A 23,758-nucleotide genomic window follows, 5' to 3' on the forward strand; every position below is an offset into this window, starting at 1 on the left:
TCACTCCACGTCGGATTCGGCCTCGTCGGCAGCCTCGGCGACGAGATGTACGGCGGCCTCCTCCGCCGAGGCGCCGGCGCCGTCGATCCCCACATCGCTGGCGATCATGTCCTTCTCGGCGTCCTCATGCGCGCCCTCGTCGGGGGCCACCAGCCGCCCGGACCGGTCGTCGCCCACCTCGTCGTCCAGCCGCTCGCCCTCGCCGTACGGCAGGTCCCCGATACCGTCCCCGTCCGGCGGGCCCAGCTCGGGGACCTCCTCGGCGAGCCGCTGGTCGAGTGACTCGCCCGCGGAGCGCTCGGCGGCGGTCGTGCCCCTGCTCTCGACGCCCAGCGGCCGTTCGGGCGGCGACCAGCCCTCGTCGAAGGGGTCGGAGCCGCGGTCCAGCAGCGTGTCCTCGGCGTCGAGGATTCCCTCGTCCTCGCCGATGTCGGAGCCGTCGGGCTGGTAGACCTCGTCTCCCATCGCCGGGCCGCTGTCGCCGCTCACGTCGCTCTCCGTTCCCCTTGCTGCCGTAGCCAGGACGGCCGTGGCCGTCCCCCTGTTCTCCCACCCTCCCACCTCTCACCTCCGTGTCAAACGGCCGGTAACAGGGCCGTACGGCCCCGCCCGGCCCTGGACGCCGTACGTCTGTGCCGTATCTCCCCTGTTGCGGGGCGCGGCGAGTCGGGGAAAGGTCCGAAGAGCCGGGAGTACGGGGCCGGCGGCCGAATTCGAGGAGGAATCGCCATGCCCATCGCGACGGTGAACCCGGCCAGCGGAGAGACGCTGCTGACCTTCGACCCGCTGGGGGCCGAGGAGATCGAGGCCCGCCTGGCGGCGGCCCACAGCGCGTTCCGGCAGTACCGCACCACCGGCTTCGCCGAGCGGGCGAGGCTGCTGAACCGCGCCGCCGACCTGCTGGAGCACGACGAGGCCGACATCGCCCGCACCATGACCACCGAGATGGGCAAGCCCGTCGCCGCGGCCCGGGCCGAGGCCGCCAAGTGCGTGAAGGCGATGCGCTGGTACGCGGACCGCGCCGCCGGGCTGCTCGCCGACGAGCACCCCTCGGACGCCGACGTGAAGGACTCCGGCGCCGCCCGGGCCATCGTCCGCCACCGGCCGCTCGGGGTGGTCCTCGCCGTCATGCCGTGGAACTTCCCCCTCTGGCAGGTCGTACGGTTCGCGGCCCCCGCCCTCATGGCCGGCAACGTGGGCCTGCTCAAACACGCGTCGAACGTCCCACAGACCGCGCTCTACCTGGAGGACCTCTTCCGCCGGGCCGGCTTCCCGGACGGCTGCTTCCAGACGCTGCTCGTGGGGTCGGACGCGATCGAGGCCGTCCTGCGCGACCCCCGCGTGGCCGCCGCCACCCTCACCGGCAGCGAACCGGCCGGCCGCGCGGTCGCGGCGGTCGCGGGCGACGAGATCAAGAAGACCGTCCTGGAACTGGGCGGCAGCGACCCGTACGTCGTGATGCCCTCCGCGGACATCGAACGGGCGGCGAGGACCGCGGTGACCGCCAGGACGCAGAACAACGGCCAGTCGTGCATCGCCGCCAAGCGCTTCATCGTGCACGAGGACGTGTTCGACACCTTCGCCGCCCTGTTCACCGCCGGCATGCGCGATCTGACGGTCGGCGACCCGCTGGACGAGTCCACGGACATCGGCCCGCTCGCCAGCGAACGGGGCCGCGCCGACCTTGAGGAGCTGGTCGAGGACGCGCTGCGGCAGGGCGCGACCGCGCTCTGCGGCGGACAGCGCCCCCACGAGTACGGCAAGGGCTGGTTCTACGAGCCGACCGTCCTCGCCGGCATCACGGACGCGATGCGCATCCACCACGAGGAGACGTTCGGCCCCGTCGCCACGCTCTACCGGATCAAGGACCTGGACGAGGCCGTGACGCTCGCCAACGACACACCGTTCGGCCTGAGCTCCAACGTATGGACGCGGGACGAGACCGAAGTGGGCCGCTTCGTACGCGACCTGGAGGCGGGCGGTGTGTTCTTCAACGGGATGACGGCCTCGCACCCCGCCCTCCCCTTCGGCGGCGTGAAGCGCTCGGGTTACGGGCGGGAACTGTCCGGGCAGGGCATCCGCGCCTTCTGCAACACGACCACGGTGTGGCACGCCCCGGACACCGTGGAACGCTGACAGGACCGCCGGCCCCTGCCCCGGCGCTAGATTGGTCGCCATGAGCAATCTTGATCGTCAGGCCGCCGCCACCGTCTGCGGCGGTCGCGGCTTCGTCGTCGCCGAGCCGGTACGAGAACTGCTGAGCCCCCGCGCGGTCCGGCTGGGCGAATCCACCGAAGTCCGCAGACTGCTGCCCAACCTCGGCCGCCGCATGGTGGGCGCGTTCGCCTTCGTCGACCACTACGGGCCCGACGACATCGCCGACGAGCCCGGCATGCAGGTCCCGCCGCACCCGCACATGGGGCTCCAGACCGTGAGCTGGCTGCACGACGGCGAGGTGCTGCACCGCGACAGCCTCGGCAGCCTCCAGACCGTACGCCCGCGTGAACTCGGCCTGATGACCGCGGGCCGGGCGATCTCCCACTCGGAGGAGAGCCCCCGCTCCCACGCCCGCTTCCTGCACGGCGCGCAGCTCTGGGTCGCGCTCCCGGACGCCCACCGCGAAGTCGCCCCGCACTTCCAGCACTACGCCGACCTGCCCGAAGTCACCGCCCCCGGCCTGGCCGCAACCGTCATCCTGGGCGCGCTCGACGGCGCGGTCTCCCCAGGCACCACCTACACCCCCCTGGTCGCTGCGGACCTCTCCCTGGCGCGCGGCGCCGAGACCCGGCTACCCCTCGAACCCGACTTCGAATACGCGGTCCTGTGCATGTCCGGCGAGACCGAGGTCGACGGCGTGCCCGTACTCCCCGGTTCCATGCTCTACCTGGGCTGCGGCCGCACCGAACTCCCCCTGCGCGCCGAGTCCGACGCCGGCCTGATGCTCCTCGGCGGCGAGCCCTTCGAGGAGGAACTGGTCATGTGGTGGAACTTCGTGGGCCGTTCGCACGAGGAGATCGAGACGGCCCGCAAGGACTGGACGGAGACCTCCCGCTTCGGAGAGGTACGGGGCTACGCGGGCGACCGCCTCCCCGCCCCGGAACTCCCCCCGGTGGCCCTGAAACCACGGGGACGGGTGCGCTGACCTGCGGCGATATGCTCGGAACGATTCCCGCCCCGAGCGCCCTCGGCGTTCCCCCGCCGCACCGGCGGGGGAACTCCGTTGTACCTGCTCACGATGGAGCACATCGGGTTTCGACCGCCCGGTCCCGTCGCCTCGGCCGTGTCGTGTCGTATCGTGCAAAGAGGCGTCACCGGATGTGCCTGGAGCACGAGAGGTATGCCGTTTCCGGCTTTTCTCCCTCGGCGCCGGGACGGACCGCACGCGCAACCCCTGGCCCTCGGCGGAGGGAACGCGGGGTTCCGGGGCGGCGTTGCTCCCCCGAACCCCGCGTTCACGCAGTCCCGGCCTTGAGGTGCGCGATCCGCTTCTCGGCCGCATACCTGGCCGCCGGCTCCAGCGGCGAGTGCGGCAGCCGAGGCATTGGGGGCGCAGGAACCCTTCCGATGCTGGTCAGCGAGTACGTCCGCTCACCAGCACTCCTCGGCATCGGAACAGGCCTCGTCGCGCTGGCACATGTGGTGAAACCCGTGCGGTGAACCCGCCAACTGGAAGTCTCCCGGTCAGCGCGCTGGGCGCGAGTGAGTGTGTGGGCTGAATCGGGGTTAACCCGTGGTTTCACACGGTTGAACCTTCGCGGCTGAGGCGGTTCGGGGCGCCGGCCGCGGAACCGGTGTGGCGGCCGAACCGATCTTCTTGGCCGAAGCACGTCAGTCACCCCGAGGAGTCACCTGGTGTCGAGCATCACGCCCGCCGAGATACGTACTGTCCCGGAGAGCGGCAGATCCGCACCGCCCAAAGGCCCGCGGCTCGACATCCAAGGGCTGCGTGCGGTGGCCGTCGGGCTGGTGGTGCTCTCCCACGCCGGCGTGTCCCAGGTCAGCGGCGGTTACATCGGTGTCGACGTCTTCTTCGTGATTTCCGGCTTCCTCATCACGTCGCTGCTGCTGCGCGAACTCGCCACCACCGGACGGGTGTCGGTCCGTTCCTTCTACGCCCGCCGGGCACTGCGGCTGCTTCCCGCGTCGTCCCTGGTCATCGCCGTCACGTTGGGCGGGGCATGGCTGTTCCTGTCGAAGGCGCGGCTCGCCGAGTACGCGGGCGACGCCCTCGCCAGCGCGCTGTACGCGGTCAACTTCCGGCTCGCGGCGGCCGGTACGGACTATCTCGCCCAGAACAGCCCGCCGTCGCCCCTCCAGCACTTCTGGTCACTCGCCGTGGAGGAGCAGTTCTACCTGGTGTGGCCGCCGCTCCTGCTGCTCACCTGGCGGGCCGCCCGCGGTCGGCGCCGAATGGTCGCGGTGCCGCTCGGCGCACTGTGCCTGGGGTCGTTCGCGGCGGGCGTCCTCGTGACGAACTCCTCGGCGCCCTGGGCGTACTTCGGCTCCCTCACCCGGGCCTGGGAGCTGGGTGCCGGCGCGCTCCTGGCGCTGGGCGCCGGTCGGCTGGAACGGCTGCCCGCCGCCCTCGCGGCACCACTGACCTGGCTCGGCCTGGCCTGTGTCACGCTGGCAGCGGTCTGGTACGACGACGGGACGCCCTTCCCCGGCCACCACGCCCTCCTGCCGGTCGCCGGTGCCGCCCTCGTCCTGGCCGGCGGCTGCGCGCCCACCCCGCACGGCGCGGGGTGGCTGCTGGGGCGGCGACCACTGGTGTGGCTCGGCGGACTCTCGTACGGCTGGTACCTGTGGCACTGGCCACTGCTGGTCATAGCCCCGGCGGCGCTGGGCCGCGCCGACGGGACGGCCGACATGCCCCTCGCGCTCGGGCTGTCCGCGGCGGCGCTGGGCCTGGCGTGGCTTACCCAGCGCCTCCTTGAGAACCCGGTCCGCTTCCACCGGGCCTTCCACGGGCGCCCCCGGCGCGCCCTGGCACTCGGGGCCGCGCTGACGGCCGGTGCCTCGACGCTGTCCCTGACAGCGACGGCGGTCCCGCCGACGATCGAGGTGGGCGCCCCCGCGCCCGCGCTGGCGCGGGCTCTCTCCGACGCACCGGCCCCGCGGGCGCGTCTCACCGAACTCCTGGCGTCGTCTCCCACCGCCCTGCCGAGCAACCTCGTCCCGCCCCTGCCGAAGGCGAAGTCCTCCCGCTCCGCGGTCTACCGGGACGGCTGCCACGTCGACTACGCCGCCACCGCCACCCGGCCCTGCGTCTACGGCGACCGGACTTCCTCCCGTACGGCCGTCCTTTTCGGCGACTCCCACGCAGCCCAGTGGTTCCCGGCCCTGCAACGGCTCGCGACCACACGCGGCTGGAAGCTGGTCTCGCTGACGAAGGCCTCCTGCAAGGTCGCCGACGTGACCATCCTCAGCGGCCACAAGCCGTACACCGCCTGCGACACCTGGCGCTCCAACGCCACGGCGAGGATCAAGGCGCTGCGCCCCGATCTGATCGTCGTCTCCTCCTCGGACGCGGGAGACCCGGCCCGCCCCGCCGCCGACCCGCTCCGCCAATGGACCACCGGCTACGCGAACACCTTCCGCGATCTGGGCACCTCCGGCGCCCGCGTCGCCGCCCTGCTCGACACCCCATGGCCCAAGGGCGACCCGATCGACTGCGCCGCCAGGAACCCCCTGCAACTACACGCCTGCGCACACCACTTGCCGGACGCGACCCGCGACGCGACCCGCAGTGCTGCCATCAGCGCCGCCGCATCCACAACGGCCACCACAGTCATCGACCCCACCCCCTGGCTCTGCGCCCCCCACACCGGCATCTGCCCCGTGGTCGTCGCCGACACCGCCGTCTACCGTGACGACAGCCACCTCTCGGAGGCGTACGCCAACGCGCTCGCCCCGGTTCTGGCGCCATCGCTGGATCGCCTGGTCGGCGCGCCCTGAACACACTCGCGTCAAGGCCAGGGAGGAGAGACTTCCAGCGAGGCTCGCCGATCCCCTTCCCCAACTGCGCGGAGGCGCTCGCCCGGGTGAGCGCGGTGAGGTCACGGCCGGCGGAGGCGCCGAGCACCGTACGCGCCCGGCGCCTCCGCTCGGGAAAGGGCGTGCCGCGCGTTGTCGGCCAGGTCTCGGTGCATCCTGGTCATCCGCACGCCTCGCCGCTCCCCTCTGCTATTCGGTGATGTCGGGGTTGCCGGCCAGGATGTCCTCGGTGGTCTGCCAGAGCCGGGGCAGGAACCGGGTGACCTCTGCGGCGCGGTCGAGGAGATCACCGGTGGAGGTGAGGCCGAGGTCCGCGACGGCTTCCCGGAACGCCGGAGTGAGGGCCTCGTGCAGGTGAGGAGCGTCCGTGGCCAGGACGGTGTGGCAGCGGGCGAAGGTCGCGATGATCCAGAAGAGCGCCTCGCGGTGGTCGCCGCGGTCGATGAGCCTCTGGCCTCCGTCGATGGCGATCGGCCGCGCGGTGGCGGTGATGTCGCTGCTGAAGAAGAACGGGGTCTTCGCGACCCGGACGGTGGCGTCGAAGGTTGCGGCGAGTTCACGCAGATGGTGCTGGACACGCTCCGGTGGCAGATGTGTACAGCCGAGGAGGGTGAGGAGTTCCGGGTAGAGGCTGAGGTGGCCGTACTCGGTGAGGACGTCGCGTGCGGCCCGGTAGCGCAAGCGGACCGTGGGGTTGCGCAGGGCCGCGACGAGGAGCGTGTGGCAGGTCACGCCGGTGGGGAACAGCCACCCGGTCACCTGTTCGTGGAACGGCGCCGAGGTGTCGATCGACGCGAGGCGCGTCTCGATGCGATGGCACGCGTCCTGACATCTGCGGCGGACCTGGGGCCGGGCGGCGAAACGAGGCGCGACATACGCGTGCAGCCTGCGCAGATGGCCGGTGGGGTCGCTGATGATCGCGTCAGTGCGGAAGCTGCCCGCCAGGTGGTATGACCCGAGGACATCGTCAGCACGGGCAAGCTCGGCCCAGGGCAGGTAGCTCACTTCCAGCAGCGCGCCCCGGTAACGGAATTTGCCCGGCTTGGCCGGCGGGACATCGGTCGCGGTGACGACGAAGACATCGACATCGGAGGACGGCGGCAGCTCGGCGTCATCAGGTAGCCCCACGGTCGAACCACTGAAGTACGCGCCCCGAAACCCGCCAACGGATTGGGCATGCCCGGCGACCCACTGGACCGCGGCGGCACGTGCCGGCCCGACCTTCATCAACGATCCCCCCCCAGATGACGCGACAAGATCGTCATTGTCGCAGCTCACTGGAGGCCATGGACGGGCCGGTTCCTGCCACCGGAGAATCCGCGGGCCGGCGCCCTGAAACCGCCGCCTTCGTTCACGCCGGATCCGTCTCCGCCCGCTGCGAGGTTCCGCTGCCGAGGTTGCTCTTGGGCTCCGCCACGTTGACGGCAAGAGCGTTCCTGGCCCTGCCGTCTCCGAGGCTTCCACTCCGCCCGCACTCTGGGCCGGTGGGAACGAAGGGGGGCCTCGCCGGCGGTATGCACAGCACTGAGTCACCAGCCCGGGTGCGAGGGCACGTGCCGGCCGACCGCTGCTCCTACCCGCCCCGGATACGGAGCCGTCGGCGTCGACGGCGACCAGGAGCTGGTCCTCGATGATGGCGCCGGCGTAGTCGCTGAGGCTGGCGGCGAGGTCGGGGCCGGTGGGGGCGGCGTGGCGGTGGAGGGTGGGGGAGAGAATTCGCGGCGGCCGTTGTGGAGGGGCGCGGGGGCCGAGGGTGAGGATCCAGGAGCGGGCGGTGGGGCCGCCGTAGGGGACACCTGCCCGCCACCGAACACATCGCCGCCACGCTCGCGGCCTGAAACATGACCGGCGGACTCTACGAAACGCGGTTCATCTCACTTCGAGGTCCGGAGGCCGAGTGGATCTCCACGGCGTGTCCCCGGCCGATCCGCACGAAGGACGACATCGCCGTGGCGCTCAAGGACTCCGGTTCCGGCGAGATGATCACCGCGGACCTGCGCGGTGCCACGACACCGGACGGCGCCCGGCTGGGGCACCTCGCTCCCGACGCGAGAACACCACGTGGGCCTTCCGGCGTACCGGCGGGCGGCCGACGCGCCAGGAGGCGGTGTCCGGGGTGTCGCCCCGCCTGCTCGGCGGCGTCCGCGGCTGACCGGCCGTGGCCGCCGGGTCAGGACGGGGACGGTTCCTGCCCGGGCCCCACGGTCAGGACCGTCCCGGTCGTCCGGTCGGCGGACGGGCCCGTTCCGATCTCGAACGTCCCTGGTTCCACGGCCTGTTCCAGGGAGCGGGTGACCGAGGCCAGGGTCTCTGTGCCGATGGTGAAGGAGACCTGGGCCCGTTCACCCGGCGCCAGCGCTGTCCGTGCGAAGCCGCGCAGTTCGCGTACGCGCGGCCAGGACGAGCCGCCCAGCACCCGGCGCACGTACAGTTGCACCGTCTCGTCCACCGGCCGCGCCCCCGTGTTGGCGACCTCCACCACACAGGTCAGCGGAGGGAGGGAGCCGGACGGTGAGACCGTGACCGATTCCCGGGAGAGCCGGGGTGCGCCGTACTCGACCGTCGTGTAGGACAGGCCGTGCCCGAACGGGTGGTGGGCGGTGGCCGGCTGGTCGACGTATCCCCGGTAACCGTGGTCCTTCCCGTTGTAGAACACCGGCAGTTGCGCCGCCGAGCGTGGTACGGAGACCGGCAGTCGGCCCACGGGTCCCGCCGTGCCGAAGAGCACGTCGGCGATCGCCCGCCCGCCCCAGGGGCCCGGATACCAGGCGCTGAGCACCGCCGCCGCCCGTGCGGCGAGGTCTTCCGGTACGGCGTGCGGGCGGCCCTGCACCAGTACGACGACGACCGGCGTCCCGGTGGCGGCCACGGCGCTCAGCAGCGCCGACTGGCCCTCGGGAAGCCCGAGTTCGGCGAGGTCGACGCCCTCGCCGCAGGTCATGTCCACGGGAAGTCCGGAGCCGACCACCGCCGCGCCGTTGGAGTCGAAGCGGGTGGTGGACTCCCGCGCGCTCGATCCGCCGAGCACCAGCACCGCCACCTCGCAGCAGGCGGCCAGCGCGACCGCCGCCGGAATGCCTGACCGGTCGCCGCCGACGAGCTCGCAGCCGCGCGCGTACCCGACCTCGGCGCCCGCCGGCGCCGCCGCCCGGATCCCGTCGAGGACGGTGACCCCGGCCGCCGGGCGCTGGGGCGCGGTGTAGTCGCCGATCTGCCGCGGTACGGAGTCGGCGTTCGGGCCGATGACGGCGATCCCGTGGATCCGCTCCGGCAGGGGCAGCGTGGCGCCGTCGTGCCGCAGGAGTACCACCGACTCCCGCGCGATCCGTTCGCTCAGCTCACGCAGCCCGGCGGGCGCCCGCCGCTCGCCGGTGTACGGCCGCTCGAACAGGCCGAGCCGGAACTTGAGCGCGAGCACCCGGCCGACCGCCGTGTCCAGCACGCTCTCGCGGACCAGACCACGCCGTACGGCCTCGGCCAGCCGGGGGAAGCTCTCGTCCCACAAGCTCAGATCCGTCCCGGCCGCCAGAGCGAGCGCCCCCGCCGCCACCGGGCCGCCCGCGAGCCGCGTCAGCCGGTCGAGCGCGCACCCGTCCGCCATCACCAGGCCCTCGAAACCCCAGCGTTCGCGCAGAAGCCCGGTCAGCAGCTCACGGCTGGCCGCGCACGGCACCCCGTCGAACTCGTTGTACGCCGCCATGACGCCCGCCGCCCCGGCCCTGACCCCCGCCAGCGCGGCCGGGAGGTGGATTTCGTGCAGTTCACGGGCGCCGAGTTCGGTGGCCGCGCTGTTGCGGCCGCCCACCGTCGCGCCCTGGCCCGCGAAGTGCTTGAGGACCACCGCCGCCCGGTCCGCGCCGTACGACACCGGCCCGCGCCCGCGTCCCTCACCGGGGCCCTGCGCGCCGCGCACCAGCGCCTCGGTGAAACGGGCTGCCAGATAAGGGTCCTCGCCGAAGCACTCCTCCGCGCGCCCCCAGCGCGGGTCCCGTACGAGATCCAGCGCGGAGACGAGCGCGACATGGCCGCCGCGGGCCCGCAGTTCGGCCGCCGCGAGGGCCGCCGCCTCCTCGTACAGCCGCGGATCCCAGGTCGCGCCGACCGCCAGGTTCACCGGCAGGACCGTGCCGTCCAGGGCCTGATGGCCGTGCGGCATCTCCTCCACCATGAGCACGGGGATGGAGAGCCGGGTGTTCTCCACGACGTGCCGCTGCACCGCGTCGGACACCCGGGCGCCCTCGGCGGCGCCGATGCCCGTCCCGAACGTCACCCCTGACCAGGGGTCGGCCCGCTGGAGCCCGTAGAGCGCGCCCATGCCGTCGTACGCGGCGACCTCGGCGTGGAACGTCTCGGTGAGGCGGTGACCCGCGGGGGTGCGCTCGTACGCCTGCCAGCCGTACATGCGCTGGTTGACCTGGCCCACCTTCTCCGTGAGCGTCATCCGGGAGAGCAGGTCGCACACCCGGTCCGCGACGGGCGCGGCCGGATCCCGGTACCGGGGCTGGGACATGGGACGGATCTCCTCGACAGGATCGACGGACGGTGGCGACGAGGTGCCGGGACCCGGCTGGAGCGCGGTCAGCCCAGTTCCAGGACGCGCACCCCGTACGGGGCGATCACCACGTCCCGCACCGGCTCCCCGCTGTCCAGGTCGCGCAGTTCACCCTCCGCGCGGGGGTGCACGATCAGCTCCCGCTCCGCCTGGCTCACCAGCCAGACGAAACGCTTCCCGTCCTCCCGTACCAGCGTGTCCGCCGAGACGTACGGCGTGTCGACGGTCACCGGCCGCGCCGCGCCGGCGATCCGCGCGAGCGCCGCGTACAGCCGGTGGGTCTCCTCCGGGTTGACGCGCGAGGTGCGGGCCGCCATGTGCTCCAGCGGATAGGTGGCGAGGACCGTACGGCCCCGGCCCGTCTCGTGCAGCAGCAGCGCCGGACGGCCGTGCGCGTCGGTGGCCACGACCCGCGCCCCGGCCGGGACGACCGGCAGATAGGCGCGGCTGTCCTCGTTGCCCGCGACCGGGAAGCGCAGCGTCTCGCCCGCCGCGACGGAGCCGAAGTCCTCGGTGAACGTCATCTCCAGCACGTCGTCCTCGATGGGCTCGGCCACCCCGTACGAGAGTTGGAGCTCCACCCCGAAGAGCCCGTCCAGGTCGTGGAACCACGGGCCGCGCGTCGCCGGGTGCTCGCCCGAGCAGAACGACAGATACACCGTCGCCCCCTCCCGCGCCCGCCGCTCCAGCTCACGCCGGGTGCGCGTGGTCAACTGCCGTGTCGAGGGCAGCAGATACAGCGACGCGTCGGCGGGCAGCCCGTCCGCCTCCCGGGCGAAGGCGACGGGCAGATCGGCGCCGCGCGCGGCCACGTACCCCTGATGCAGCGAGGTGAAGATCAGCGGACGGTCGGCGGGCCTGCTGTAGGGGTAGCCGCGTTCCAGGAACGCGGGCACCACCAGCGCCGCGTCGGCGTCGGTGCGGCGGCAGCGCGCGAAGTCGACGCGCTCCAGCACCGCGGCGAAGGCGGCCAGTTCGCGCAGCGGCTCCTTGGGCCGGCCGGTGTGGTCGGTGATGCCGAAGTGCATCTCGAAGGGGTGGTGGTCGTACGGCGACCGATCCCACAGGTCGTCGTAGTCCGTGTTGTTCCAGGCGATCCAGCCGGTGGCGCCGCCGAGCAGCGAGTTGTGCAGGGTCTGCCGGTAGAACACGCCCGCGTTCGCCGCCGAGACCGTGTCGGTGGACAGGCCGAACTCCTCCAGCACGACCGGCTGCCCGGTGACGGCGGCGAGTTCGCACTCGAAGGCGGCGCGGTAGTGCTGGCGCGGCCGGTCCGTGTCCGAGCGGTACACATGCGGTCCGACGAAGTCGACGTACTCGGCGGTGTCGCGCAGCGAGAAGCCGTTGTCCCGGCCGGTCACCTCGATGCCCCACGCGCCGTCGCCCAGCGACACCGGCTGCGTACCGCCCGCCGCGCGCACCGCGTCGCACATGAACTGCGCCCAGGCGGTGACGACGTCGGAGGAGGGCGGATCGACCTGGTAGACACGGCCGTACCCCGGCATCTCGTTGGTGATCAGCCAGCCGGTGACGGCGGGATGGTCCTTGAAGCGCCGCGTCATCTGTGAGACGAACCAGGCCTGGCGGCCGACGAGCCAGACGTCCTCGTACAGATCCCGGCCGCCGCGCCATGCCGGGTCCCAGTTCTCCCCGGACATGTGGCCGACGATGAAGGTGGGGACCGTGCCCATCCCCGCCTCGGTGTGCGCGTCGAGGAAGTCACGGAAGCGGTCGCACAGTTCCTCGTCGATCCGGTGCGGTTCCGGGTGGAAGTCCGGCCAGTAGAAGAAGGACCGGGTCATCGTCAGGCCGTGGTCGCGCAGGACGGCCAGTTCCTCGCGGACGGTCTTCGGCCGGTAGTCCCGCCACATCAGCGGACCGCCGCTGCGGGACCAGAAGTTGGCGCCGAGCCAGGGCAGAACGGCGGAGTCATGGGTGAGCTGGGCGCTGTGGCGTCGCATGGGGTCTTTCTCTGGATCTCGGCGGGTGGACAGGTCGAGACGGGGAGGTGGGACGGGGGAGAGGGGGCGAGTGGGGAGCGGAAGGCGGTCAGGGCGCGGTGGGAGCCGGGCCGGTGGTCTCCCGTACGACCAGCCGGGGCCGGCCGTCGAGCACGGGCGCCGGTACGTCCTCACCGCACTCGGCGAGCAGGGCCCGGGCCGCGGCGGCGCCGACGGCCTGCACCTGCTGGTCCACCGTGGTCAGCCGGGGGTACATCCAGCGGCCGAGCGGCAGGTTGTCGTACCCGACGACCGACAGGTCGTGCGGCACCCGGAGCCCGGAGCGCTGGGCCGCGCCGATCCCGCAGACGGCCATCGAGTCGTTGGAGTACACGACGGCCGTGGGCCGGTCGGCCAGGGCCAGCAGTTCCTCGGTGGCGGCGACCGCGGCCGCCTCGGTGAAGTCGGTCTCGCGCACCGCGGCGGGCCGTACCCCGGCCTCGGCGAGCGCCTCCTCGAAGGCGGCGAGCCGCAGCCGGGTGTGCGTCAGTTCGGCGGGGCCCGTGACACAGGCGATCCGCCGGTGGCCCAGCGCCAGCAGGTGCGCGACGGCTTCGCGCACCCCCGCGCCCTGCTGCCCGAGCCCCACGTTCACGACCGGGGAGGCGGGGTCGGGCGCGCTCAGCAGGACGGCCGGCAGCCCGAGCCCACGCAGCAGCGGCGGGCGCGGGTCGTCGGCCCGGGCGTCGGTCAGCACCGCTCCGTCGATACGGCCCTCGGCGACCAGCCGTTCGTACAGCGCGCTCTCCTGCGCCATGTCGGCGACCAGGTGGAGCAGCAGACCGTAGCCGCGCGGGGCCAGTTCGCCCTCCAGACCCGTGATGAGTTCGCCGAAGTGCGGGTCGGCGCCGAGCACATCGGTGGCGCGGCGCACGACGAGCGCGATCGTACGGGTCCGGGCCCGGCGCAGCGCGGTCGCGGACGCGCTCGGTGACCAGCCCAGCTCGGCGACGGCGTCGAGGACGCGGCGCCGGGTGGCCTCGGTGATCCGGCCGGTGCCGTTGACGGTCTGGGAGACCGTGGCGGTGGAGACGCCGGCCGCGGCGGCCACGGCCTTGATCGTGGGGCGCTCCCGGGCGAGCGGGGTGTCCCGTTGCCGGGGCGCCCTCTTGGGATGCTGGGTCACATCTTCACCGCCCCGCTGACGAGAGCCTGTTGCATCCGCTTCTGGAGCACGGTGTAGACGATCCACACCGGCACCAGTGTCAATACCGTACCGGCGGTCAGGATCCCGTAGTCGGTGCCGGTCACCGACCTGAGGGTGGGCAGCGCCACCTGCACCGTGCGCTGCGCGGGATCGGGGCCGATGATCACGAGCGAGTAGAGGTACTCGTTCCAGAAGGTCAGGAAGTTCAGCAGCAACACGGTCGCGATGCCCGGCATGCACATCGGTGTGTAGACGTGCCGCAGCACCGCGAAGGTGGACGCGCCGTCGATCCGCGCGGCCTCCTCCATCTCGCGCGGGATGGTCCGCATGAACTGGACGAGGATGACGACGGAGAGCGGCATCGCCGTGGCCGGGAGGAACAGCACCATGAAGGCGCGTGTGTGGAACAGGCCGGTGGCCGCGGAGAGCAGGAACGTCGGGAAGAGCGCGGCGAACGTGGGCACCAGGAACCCGAGCGAGAACACCCGCTCCACCAGCGCCCCCAGCAGCCCTTCCGCGCGGGCGATCGCGAAGGCCGCGGGGATGGCGAGCAGCAGGGTCAGAACGAGCGCGAACACGGTGACGAGCGCCGAGTTGACCACGGCCAGGCCCAGGTCCGCGGAGGAGAACGCCTCGCCGAAGTTGCCGAAGGAGAAGGAGGTGGGCAGGGCGAAGGGGCTGCCGAAGACCTCGTCGTTCGTCTTGAACGCCGACACCAGCAGGTAGTAGAGGGGAACCACCAGCAGCACCGCGTACAGCCACGCGAGGATGTGCGCCGGCAGCCAGGACTTTCCGAGTTTCGTGGCACTGGGCTTCATGGCACGGGCTCCAGATCTGCGGATCGGTTCAGTAGTTCTGGCGGAAGACACGGCGGATGACGAGCAGACCGGCCAGCCCGACCAGGAAGAGGATCACACCGACGGTCTGGCTGTAGCCGAGGTCCGCCGCGATGAACGCCTTCTGGTACACGAGGAAGGACAACGTCGTCGACGAGCTTCCCGGACCGCCCTGCGTGAGCAGCAGTACGTTCTGGGCGGAGCCGAACAGCGTCCACAGGAACTGGAGCATCGTCACGACGCCCACGAAGTCCCGGATGACGGGGAAGTGGACGCGCCACATCGCGCGCCAGTGCCCGGCCCCGTCGAGCTGCGCGGCCTCGCCGATCTCCTCCGGCACACTGCCCAGGCGCGCGGCGAACAGGACCGCCGTGAAACCGATGCCGCTCCACACGTCCACCACGATCAGACAGAGCAGCGCGGTGGAGGGCGAGGCCAGCCAGGCGTCGGCCAGCGAGCCCAGACCGACTTTCTCCAGGGCCCCGTTGAACAGCCCGTCCGGGGAGAGGACCGCGTAGAACACCATGGCCTTGGCCGGGGTCGAGATCAGACCGGGGATGAAGAGGAGGTAGCGCAGCACACGGTGGCCCGGCGGCTGCTGCGCCACGTAGTAGCCCAGCATGTACGCGGCCACGATCATCACCGGCACCGCGGCGGCGAGCTGGACGGCCGTGTTGGCCACCGCGTCCCGGAAGACCGGGTCGGCGAGGACCGTACGGACGTTGCCCAGGCCGGCGAAGGACACCGGCTGGAGCATGCCGGGCCAGTGCAGGGCCGCGATGACGAAGATGGCGACCAGCGGGCCGACCATGAAGACCAGGTACCAGAACAGCGCCGGAACGGCCAGGATGACGCCGCCCCGGTTGCGGCGGTCGCGGCCGGCGGGGGAGGGGGACGGACGGGTGGGGACGCGGTGGGCCTTGGTGCCGCCGGGGGCGGCGGACGAGAGCGTCGTCATGGCCTGACTTTCGGAGGCTCGGGCGAGGGATCCGGAGGACACGCTGACGGGGGAGCGACGTCCCGCCCGTCCGCGTGACCTCTCAGACCCCGCGGTACGCGGATTCGAGGGCGGAGCGTACGGAGGCGGCGCTCGTACCCCGCGTGAAGGCGGTACTGGTCGCGGTGATCAGCGGCTGCGTGGCCGCCGGGGGCACGTACAGATCGGGCAGCAGCACCTGGCCGACCCGGTCGCCGAGCCGCTGCGCCGCGGCCACGAGCGGGAAGTCCGCGCTGACCGTGTCCGTCACCAGCGCCATGTCCCGGCCGCTCTCGGTGATGAAGCGGGAGACCACGTCGGGCCGGTACATGAAGCGCAGGAACTTCTCCACGGCGGGCAGCTTCTTCGCGCCGTTCGGACTGATCCAGAAGCCGACGAGGGTGAAGGCGCGCATGATCGTCGGCTTGTCGTGCGCCGCGCCGGGCGCGAGCGGCCAGCCGCCGACCTCGGTGTGCGCGGCCACCCCCGCCGGCACCTTCGCGAGGGCCGAGGACATCGCGGACGCCATCGCGGCGGCCTGGGTGTTGTACTGCGTGGTCATCGTGTCGGAGGTGAGCCCCTGCGCCTTGTCGGCGAAGACTCCGGCGTCCCGAAGGGAGACGAAGTACTCGATGCCCTCGCGGGCGCCCCTGCCGCCGAAGTCGCCGCTCGCGTAGACCTGTTGGGCCTCTTCCTGAGTGAGGAAGGTCTGGATGATCTGGGCGAGCAGCTTCTGCCCCGTCCAGTCGTTGCCGCCGACGGTGACGGGGGCGATGCCTTTGGCGCGCAACTTGCGTGCCGCGCCGATGAGTTCGTCGCCTGTGGTCGGTATCGCACCCACCCCGGCCCGGTCGAGGAGGGCCGTGTTGAAGGCGACGGGCCAGTTGGTGGCGAAGTACGGGAAGCCGCGCAGCCGTCCCTTCCCGTCGGTCCACGCCTCCAGGGCGGCGGGAAGGACCCGCTTCCGCAGCCCCCAGTCGTCGAGGTACTCCTTGACGTCGACGGTCGCCCCGACATCGGTCCAGGCCAGCGTCTTGTCGTACAGGTTGACCATGACGACGTCGGGTTCCTTGCGGGCCAGCCGGGAGGTCTCGTACACCTGGGCGAGGTCGTCGCCGTTGACGAGATTCTTGACCCGGAGCCCCGGATTCTCCTTCCGGAACCGTTTCACCATGGCGGTGTACGTGACCGAACCGGGCGCGGTGGTGCCCAACTGCGTATGGACGAGCAGGGTGTCGGGATCGGAGTCGGCGGCGGCGATGGAGGAGCAGCCGGACAGGGCGGGAAGAGCGGTGGCGGCGGTGATACCGGAACCTGCGGCAAGGAAGCCACGCCGACTCAGGGGTGAGCGCACAGCGGGATGTCTCCAACCAGAGGACGTCAACCAGTGATGGTTAATCGATGTACCAGCGGGTTGCGAGAAAGGTAGGGGCAGCCGCGTGTACGGTCAACCCCTTGTGGCGTGAAGGTTCACTTCCCCCAGGTAGAGCACGATGACGAGGGTGCCCGTCGGGCTGGCGAGACGGTCCTGGCATCAGAGAAATGCACGATCCGGCTGATCGTTTTGAAGGACGGCGGCTCGGTTGCTGTCCGGCAGAGCGTTCCGGAGCCCTATGAGGCGACGGGTGAGTTCCTCGGAGATCTGGCTGATGCCGTGGCCCACCGAGGCACCTGCACCGACACCACGATCGAGGCTGTCCCGTTCCTAACGGCGCTGGTCTGCGACGACAGCGTCGCTCCCGGCTGCCGGTTGGTTCTGCTCGGCGACCTGTTGCGGCTTGCCGCGTCGGGGCCGGCGGCAGCAGTCTCCCTCGCCGATCGCATCACCGCACTCGGGGGTGCCCGGGAGGAGTCCGCGGCTGAATACCTGACACGGCGAGCCATCGGCAGCGAGCTGCCGATGCTGTTGTCCCGTTCGGAAGACGAGAGCAATGCTGTCCGATCCGCTCTCGCCGCCCTCACAGCGCTCTGTGACGCTCGTGACCAGCGCAGCCGGGAGGCGTCGGCGGCGACGGCCGAGCCGAAGCCGCGGCGGATCAGGTGCAGGCACAGGTCCAGTCCCGCGGCGGTGCCCGCCGGGGTGAGCATCTGTCCGTTGTCGACCTGCCCGACGTCCGGATCGACCTCGATCTCCGGATGCGCGCGGCGAGCGGGCCCGCCGCGCGCCCCTGTGGGTGGTGGCCCGTACCCGTTCAGCAGCCTGGTGGCGGGCGACGTGAAGGTGCCGGCCGCCCGTGGACAGGCACCTCGGAGACCGGCACTCCCGAGACAGGCACCCCGGAAACGCCCGCCACGAAGACCGTCGGGACACAACGGGCGCCTCCAGGGCCCGAGAGGCGACGAGGCCGGCCGAGGAACGACGGGGCCGGCCTCGTCGCGCCAGGGTCAGCCGGCGGTGCGGCGTCCGCGTCCGCGGGTGGTGGCCAGGAGCGCGGCGCCCGCGACGAGTGCCGTGCCGCTCCCCCAGGCGATGGCGGCCACACCGCTGTTGCCGGTGGCGGCCAGCATGCCCGGAGTGTCCGGGGCGGTCCGGGGTGCGCTGATGGTCTGGGTGTGAGGCTGGTTGCTGTTCCCGCCGGCGGCGCCGTCCGCTCCCGGCGCAGGGCCGTTGCCCCCGCCGTTCTTCACCCGCACCGTGAACTGGGCGGTGTTGTTGGCCTTATGGGTGTCGAAGGCCAGCTCCACGCCGTTCACCGACATGGTGCGCATCGTGGCACGGGTGGTGCCCGGTGCGTCCTGGGTGACGCGCAGCGTGAACGGAAGGTCCACGGCCTGGCCCACGGCGAACTTCGAGTAGAACGCGCAGAGGTACTGCGGGGCGCCGGGGCGGGGGTCGTCCGTTCCCAGGCCGTTCCAGGGGCGGCAGCGTTCGGGGACCCTCACCGCACTGGTGCCCTCGGGAATGTCGACCAGCAGCCCGATCTGGTCGTCGGAGGTGAGGAGGTCGAAGGTGGCGGGTCCGTCGTTGCGGAGCTTCGCCGTCAGCGTCACCTCCGTGCCGGGGCCGGCCTCGGCTGAGTCGCCGGTGACCGCGAGATCGGCGGTGTTGGCGGCGTTGATCATCCACATCGCCTGTTCCGTCACGGTGCCGGGCGGGGGCGCTTCGCCGTCCGGCACCAGCGTGAGCACAGGCGCTCCGTCGTTCGGGCCGGGGTTCCTGGATCCGCCGCCGCGCGGGTCCCCCGCGGTGGGTACGGCGCGGGCCAGCGGCTTCACCCGGTAGTCCAGGAACTCGAAGAGGGCCGTCCCCTTGACGTCGAGGCCCACGGGGGCCGACAGCCGGTAGCGCTTGCCCGGTTCGACCGGTGTGTCGACCCGGCACACGGCGGAGTCCAGCGTTCGCCCATGGCCGTAGGGGAAGTCGTCGGTCGTGCCGTAGGCGCAGTTGGCGAAGCGCGGTGCGAAGTCGAGGCCCTGGGTGGTGGTCAGCTTCAGTTCCACGCCGGGCGCCGGGAGCGAGCCCATGTTCGCGACGGTGAAGGGGGCTTGGAGCGAAGTGCCGGGCTGCGCACCGTTCTTCTGCGGCAGCCGGTTGACGACCAGTTCCATCGTGCCGATGGTGACCTGCACGGTGAGAGGGGCGATCGTCGCGTTGGAGGACGTCGCGGTGAGCCGGGCGGTCCCGGTGGTGCCGAGCGGAGCGTCAGGCTTGGCCATCAGCTCCAGGAAGCCGCCGGAGAAACCGTCCGCCTCGATGTCCCTGACCGGCCAGGAACACAGGTTCCCGGAGCAACCGAAGCCCGAGACGTCGGCGAAGGCGGAGATGCCGGACACGTCGATGGTGACGACCACGTCCCGCGCGGTGCCCCCGTCAGGATCGCCGGGCAGGCCCCAGCCTATCTGCGCCGGGTCGCCCGGGTAGACCAGCGGCTGCGGCACACCGATCTTGTCCCGCGTGACGGTGAAGTTCAGTTCAGGGCCGTGCTGCGCGGCGCTGCCGGCCGATGGTTCGGCCTGGGCGGGGGCGCCGATCAGCCCCACGCCGAGCAGGGCGACCGCGATGGCGGTCAAGGCGCCAAAGCGCCGACGCCGTCCAGGAAATGACATGTCGCATACACCCTTCCGTTCGTTGGAAGTCTTCTCACGGATGCCTGGTGTGACAGATGGGTGCGGCGAATGGTTGTGCGGCGTAGGGCTGTTGTCGGGACCCGTATCGCCCTCAGGGCGGCGGCCACATGCCGCGCTCTGTGCGGTTTTGTCACCGCGATTGGCGTGGTCAGGGGCGGGACGACACCCTCTGATGGGTAACACGCCGTCCGGAGCACCCTGTTGGGCACGGCGGCGGATGGAAACATGGAGGAATTGGGCATGCGCAAGACGCTGCGGGAGCGGCTGCGGTACTGGTTCGACGGCACGATGGACCGCGGCACCCCGGCGCTGATCGGCTGGCTGGGGCTGGCCTCGTTGGCACTGATCACCCTGGTCTCCAGCACGGTGGTGGTGCTGGCCCACAAGGACACGGAGGAGAACGGCGGCTGGGCGGGCGTCGTCTGGATGAGTCTGCTGCGCACCCTCGATCCGGGCACGATGGGCGGGGACACCGGGCAGCCGCTGTTCCTGGTCCTCATGCTCACGGTGACCATCGGCGGGATCTTCATCGTCAGCGCGCTGATCGGTGTGATCACGACCGGCCTGGAGACCCATATCCAGGAACTGCGCAAGGGCAAGTCGCAACTGATCGAGCGCGGGCACACCATCGTGCTCGGCTGGTCGGACCAGATCTTCACGGTGATCGCCGAGTTGGTGGAGGCCAATCAGAGCGAGCGGCGCTCCTGTGTGGTGATCCTCGCCGACCGCGACAAGGTCGACATGGACGAAGAGATCCGGCGGCGCATCCCGGACACCGGGAAGACCCGGGTGATCTGCCGCTCCGGCAGTCCCCTGCAGCGCGAGGACCTGGAGCTGGTCAGTCCGGACACCGCCAAGGCGATCATGGTGCTGCCGCCGCTCACCGACGACAGCGATATCGACGTCATCAAGGTGCTGTTGCTGCTCAACAACCGTAGATGGCCGGGGCAGCGCCCCAATGTGGTGGCCGCGGTGCAGAACTCCACCAACCTGGCGGCGGCCCGGCTGGCCGCGGGCGATGCGGCGCTGGTGATCGATGTCGACGACATCGCCGTACGGCTGATCGTGCAGGCCCACCGGCAGTCCGGGCTGTCCACCGTCTTCAACGAACTGCTCAGCTTCATGGGCAACGAGATCTACCCCTGGAGCGAGCCGGCACTGGCCGGTGCCACCTACGGGGAATCGCTGACGGCTTTCGAACGCGGCATCCCCATCGGCCTGCAGCGGGAGGACGGGAAGATACAGGTCAACCCGTCGATGGACGCCGTCATCGAACGCGGTGACCGGCTGTTGATGGTCGCCGAGGACGATCTGCTCATCGAGCGGGCGGCTGTCCCGCCCACGATCGTACGGTCGGCGATCACCACGGCCGAGGCTCCGGAGCCGTTGCCCGACCGGACGTTGATCATCGGCTGGAACCCCCGTGCGGCGGAGATCGTTGCACTGCTGGACCGTCTGGTGCAGCCCGGCTCCGTGGTGGACATCGCGGCCCCCCGGCAGCCGCGGGAGGACCTGACCGGGCGACTGGACAACCTGACCGTCGGCTTCAAACACTGCGACCCCGTCAGCCGCCCGTCGCTGGAGTCCCTGGAAGTGGACGGCTATCGCCATATCGTGGTGCTCACGGACGACACCATCGATCCCGGCCGGGCCGACGACCGCACCCTGGTCACCCTGCTCCACCTGCGGGACATCGAGATCCGGCTCGGCGATCCGTACTCGATCGTCACGGAGATGAACGACGACGCCAACCGCGAGGTCGCGCAGGTCACCAAGGCCGACGACTTCATCGTCAGCACCAAGTTGATCAGCCTGCTGCTCACCCAGCTCAGCGAGAACCGCCGGCTGGAAGCGGTGTTCGCCGACCTCTTCGACCCCGAGGGTTCGGAGATCTACCTCAAACCGGCGCCGAGCTATCTCCTCGCGGGAGCCGAGGCGAACTTCGCCACCGTGATCGAGGCGGCCCGGCAGCGCGGCGAGACGGCCATCGGCTACCGGCTCGCGGAGCGCAGCGACGAACCGCCGCTGTACGGGGTGCGTCTCAACCCCTCGAAGACCGCGCCGCTGACCCTGCGGGAGGGCGACACGGTCGTGGTGCTCGCGGAGGACTAGGGTCTTTCGTCTGGATCCGGCCGGATCAGGGAGCGCCCGCAGCGTCAGCGGCTGGTGTCACCGCGGGCGCGCGAGCCCGGCAAGATCCGAACGAGAGGACCTGGCTCGGGCGCGTACCGCTGAACGCCGTACCGCTCGGGGCGCTGCCGTCTCGTGGCCTGCAGGTGAGCATCCTGTCGTGATGCTGACCTTTCGCCGACCCCTCCCGCCCTCAGGCACGTCGGTCCTGCTGGAACGCCGAAACCGCGTGAGATGTGGTGGAACTTCGCGGGCTGTTCGCACGAGGAGATCGAGGTGGCCGGCAAGGATCCGGATGGGGACCTCCCGCTTCGGCGAGGTGACGGGCTGCGCCGGCGACCGCGTACCGCCCCGGAACTGCCGCCGGTGGCACGGAAACTGCGGGGCCGGCTGCGCCGACCTGCGGCGATGAGCCCGAAACAATTCCCGTCGTATGCCGTCCCAGTCTTCCCTCGCCCGTTCGGCCACAGGCGCGTCGAAGCGGCGCCGGGATTGTCACCCGCCGTTCCCTCACGGGAGCGATGCCGCTCGTGACGGCGCCGCTTCGTCCTGCAGCGGATGTCGACCCGCGGGTCAGGCCTGGATCTCGCCGCCGTCGACGTACACGTTGGCTCCGAGGATGAAGCTGCTCTGCTCGGAAGCGAGGAAAGCCACCACGTCGGCGACCTCTTCGGCACGCCCGATCCTGCCGAGGGGGACATTCGCGGCGAACTGTGCCTTGATGGCCGGGGCGTCCTCCGCGCTCACCATGCTGTCGAGCGCCGGAGTGTCGATGGTGCCCGGGGAGATCGCGTTGACCCGGACGTTCCGGCCCTTGAGTTCGTTGGCCCAGGTCCGGGCGAAGGACCGGATCGCCGCTTTGGAGGCCGCATACGCGCCGAACTCCGCGACCCCGTCATCGGCGCGCACCGAGGAGTTCAGGATCACCGAGGCGCCGTTGTTGAGCAGCGGCAGCGCCTTCTGCACGGTGAACAGAGTGCCCCGCACGTTGACGCCGAAGATCCGGTCGACGTGTTCCTCGGTGGTCTGTTCCAGCGTGGCGAACGAGGCGCTCGCCGCGTTCGCGAAGAGCACGTCCAGGCCCCGGCCCCGTGCACGGACCGTGTTGTACAGGCGTTCCAGGTCATCCAGGTCCGAGATGTCACCGGTCACCCCGGTGGCCCTCGCCGAGCCGATGGTCTTCACGGCTGCGTCCAACTCGTTCTTACGCCGACCGGTGATGAACACGTGCGCGCCTTCGGCTGCCAGCCGCATGGCGGTGGCCAGGCCGATTCCGGAGCTGCCGCCGGTGACGACGGCGGTTTTACCTTCGAACTGTCCCATAAGATGCCTCCACGGAGTTCAGTACCGATCAGTACTGAGGGAGACCGTAGCACATACGCACCGTCCGGTACGGAAGGGGTATGATCGGCCTCATGGAGATGCCGCAGAAAGCGCCGATCGGTCGGCCGAGGGGTTTCGACGCCGAGGAGGCTCTTGAGCGGGCCATGCGGGTCTTCTGGGAGCAGGGGTACGAAGGTGCCAGCCTCACCGACCTGACCAGCGCCATGGGCATCACCCGCACCAGCATGTACGCGGCCTTCGGGAACAAGGAAGAGCTGTTCCGCAAGGCGTTGCGCAAGTACGCCGAAGGCCCCGCCGCTTACGTGGCCCGGGCGCTGGAGGAGCCGACCGCCCATGAGGTGGCCGCAGCGTTCCTCGCCGGATCGGTCCGAACGACCACTCGCCCCGACTGTCCCGCCGGATGCCTGGCCGTGCAGGGGTCGCTGGCCGCCGGTGCCCCCGCTCGGCCGGCTCGCGACACTCTGGCCGCCTGGCGTGACGAATCCTGCTCGCGCCTGCGTGACCGTTTCCAGCGGGCCGTTGACGACGGTGATCTGCCGCCGGGTACCGACACCGGACTGCTCGCCCGCTACGTCATGACGGTGTCGAACGGCATCGCCGTCCAAGCCGCCGGCGGTGCCCTGCGTGACGATCTCCAGCAAGTGGCCGACATGGCCCTGCGGACCTGGCCGCCCGCCTGACGCCGTCGACGATCGAGGGCGCCGGCGG

At 71.2% G+C, this 23,758-nt stretch carries 15 protein-coding genes; 5 read left to right on the top strand and 10 right to left on the bottom strand.

All coding sequences use genetic code 11. From position 1 onward, the window contains the following. Positions 1-465 (bottom strand): DUF5709 domain-containing protein, encoded by a 465-nt coding sequence (locus ACFXPL_RS15825; RefSeq protein WP_384918684.1) that lies wholly within the window; start codon positions 463-465, stop codon positions 1-3. A gap of 264 nt (positions 466-729) precedes the next feature. On the opposite strand from ACFXPL_RS15825, the gene ACFXPL_RS15830 reads away from it, so the two are divergent. The 3 genes from ACFXPL_RS15830 (at position 730) to ACFXPL_RS15840 (ending at position 5,958) form a co-directional block, all read left to right on the top strand. After that, positions 730-2,136, top strand: a complete 1,407-nt coding sequence (locus ACFXPL_RS15830; RefSeq protein ID WP_384918613.1) for an NADP-dependent succinic semialdehyde dehydrogenase — start codon at positions 730-732, stop codon at positions 2,134-2,136. Between the two features lie 40 nt (positions 2,137-2,176). Continuing rightward, positions 2,177-3,142 (top strand): pirin family protein, encoded by a 966-nt coding sequence (locus ACFXPL_RS15835; protein ID WP_384918616.1) that lies wholly within the window; start codon positions 2,177-2,179, stop codon positions 3,140-3,142. 710 nt (positions 3,143-3,852) lie between these two features. Continuing rightward, positions 3,853-5,958: an acyltransferase family protein gene (locus ACFXPL_RS15840; RefSeq protein WP_384918619.1), complete on the top strand. Its 2,106-nt coding sequence runs from the start codon at positions 3,853-3,855 to the stop codon at positions 5,956-5,958. 228 nt (positions 5,959-6,186) lie between these two features. On the opposite strand, the gene ACFXPL_RS15845 is transcribed toward ACFXPL_RS15840, so the two are convergent. From ACFXPL_RS15845 to ACFXPL_RS15880, 8 genes are all read right to left on the bottom strand, one after another. Then, entirely contained in the window at positions 6,187-7,224 is a 1,038-nt protein-coding gene (locus ACFXPL_RS15845; RefSeq protein WP_384918622.1) for a hypothetical protein, read from the bottom strand. A gap of 943 nt (positions 7,225-8,167) precedes the next feature. Next, positions 8,168-10,507, bottom strand: a complete 2,340-nt coding sequence (locus ACFXPL_RS15850) for a glycoside hydrolase family 3 N-terminal domain-containing protein (RefSeq protein WP_384918625.1) — start codon at positions 10,505-10,507, stop codon at positions 8,168-8,170. A gap of 68 nt (positions 10,508-10,575) precedes the next feature. Then, positions 10,576-12,510, bottom strand: coding sequence for a cellulase family glycosylhydrolase (locus tag ACFXPL_RS15855; protein WP_384918628.1), 1,935 nt, complete (start codon positions 12,508-12,510; stop codon positions 10,576-10,578). An 88-nt stretch (positions 12,511-12,598) separates the two neighbouring features. Then, positions 12,599-13,600 (bottom strand): LacI family DNA-binding transcriptional regulator, encoded by a 1,002-nt coding sequence (locus ACFXPL_RS15860; protein ID WP_384918686.1) that lies wholly within the window; start codon positions 13,598-13,600, stop codon positions 12,599-12,601. 71 nt (positions 13,601-13,671) lie between these two features. Next, positions 13,672-14,514, bottom strand: a complete 843-nt coding sequence (locus ACFXPL_RS15865) for a carbohydrate ABC transporter permease (protein ID WP_384918631.1) — start codon at positions 14,512-14,514, stop codon at positions 13,672-13,674. Between the two features lie 28 nt (positions 14,515-14,542). Next, positions 14,543-15,490: a carbohydrate ABC transporter permease gene (locus tag ACFXPL_RS15870; RefSeq protein ID WP_384918634.1), complete on the bottom strand. Its 948-nt coding sequence runs from the start codon at positions 15,488-15,490 to the stop codon at positions 14,543-14,545. A gap of 82 nt (positions 15,491-15,572) precedes the next feature. Next, the gene (locus ACFXPL_RS15875; protein WP_384918637.1) at positions 15,573-16,862 is read right to left on the bottom strand and encodes an ABC transporter substrate-binding protein; all 1,290 of its coding nucleotides are present in this window, start codon (positions 16,860-16,862) and stop codon (positions 15,573-15,575) included. Positions 16,863-17,893: 1,031 nt separating this feature from the next. Beyond that, positions 17,894-19,519, bottom strand: a complete 1,626-nt coding sequence (locus ACFXPL_RS15880) for a hypothetical protein (RefSeq protein WP_384918639.1) — start codon at positions 19,517-19,519, stop codon at positions 17,894-17,896. 297 nt (positions 19,520-19,816) lie between these two features. On the opposite strand from ACFXPL_RS15880, the gene ACFXPL_RS15885 reads away from it, so the two are divergent. Then, positions 19,817-21,688 (top strand): potassium transporter TrkA, encoded by a 1,872-nt coding sequence (locus tag ACFXPL_RS15885; RefSeq protein ID WP_384918642.1) that lies wholly within the window; start codon positions 19,817-19,819, stop codon positions 21,686-21,688. Positions 21,689-22,279: 591 nt separating this feature from the next. On the opposite strand, the gene ACFXPL_RS15890 is transcribed toward ACFXPL_RS15885, so the two are convergent. Next, the gene (locus ACFXPL_RS15890) at positions 22,280-23,029 is read right to left on the bottom strand and encodes an SDR family NAD(P)-dependent oxidoreductase (protein WP_384918645.1); all 750 of its coding nucleotides are present in this window, start codon (positions 23,027-23,029) and stop codon (positions 22,280-22,282) included. A gap of 92 nt (positions 23,030-23,121) precedes the next feature. Here ACFXPL_RS15890 and ACFXPL_RS15895 point away from each other — a divergent pair, with 92 nt between their 5' ends. Further along, positions 23,122-23,730 carry a TetR/AcrR family transcriptional regulator gene (locus tag ACFXPL_RS15895; protein ID WP_384918648.1) on the top strand — a complete coding sequence of 203 codons (609 nt, stop codon included), beginning with the start codon at positions 23,122-23,124 and terminating at the stop codon, positions 23,728-23,730. Positions 23,731-23,758 lie beyond the last annotated feature (28 nt).

The sequence above is a fragment of the Streptomyces sp. NPDC059092 genome (assembly GCF_042756365.1).
GTDB lineage: Bacteria > Actinomycetota > Actinomycetes > Streptomycetales > Streptomycetaceae > Streptomyces.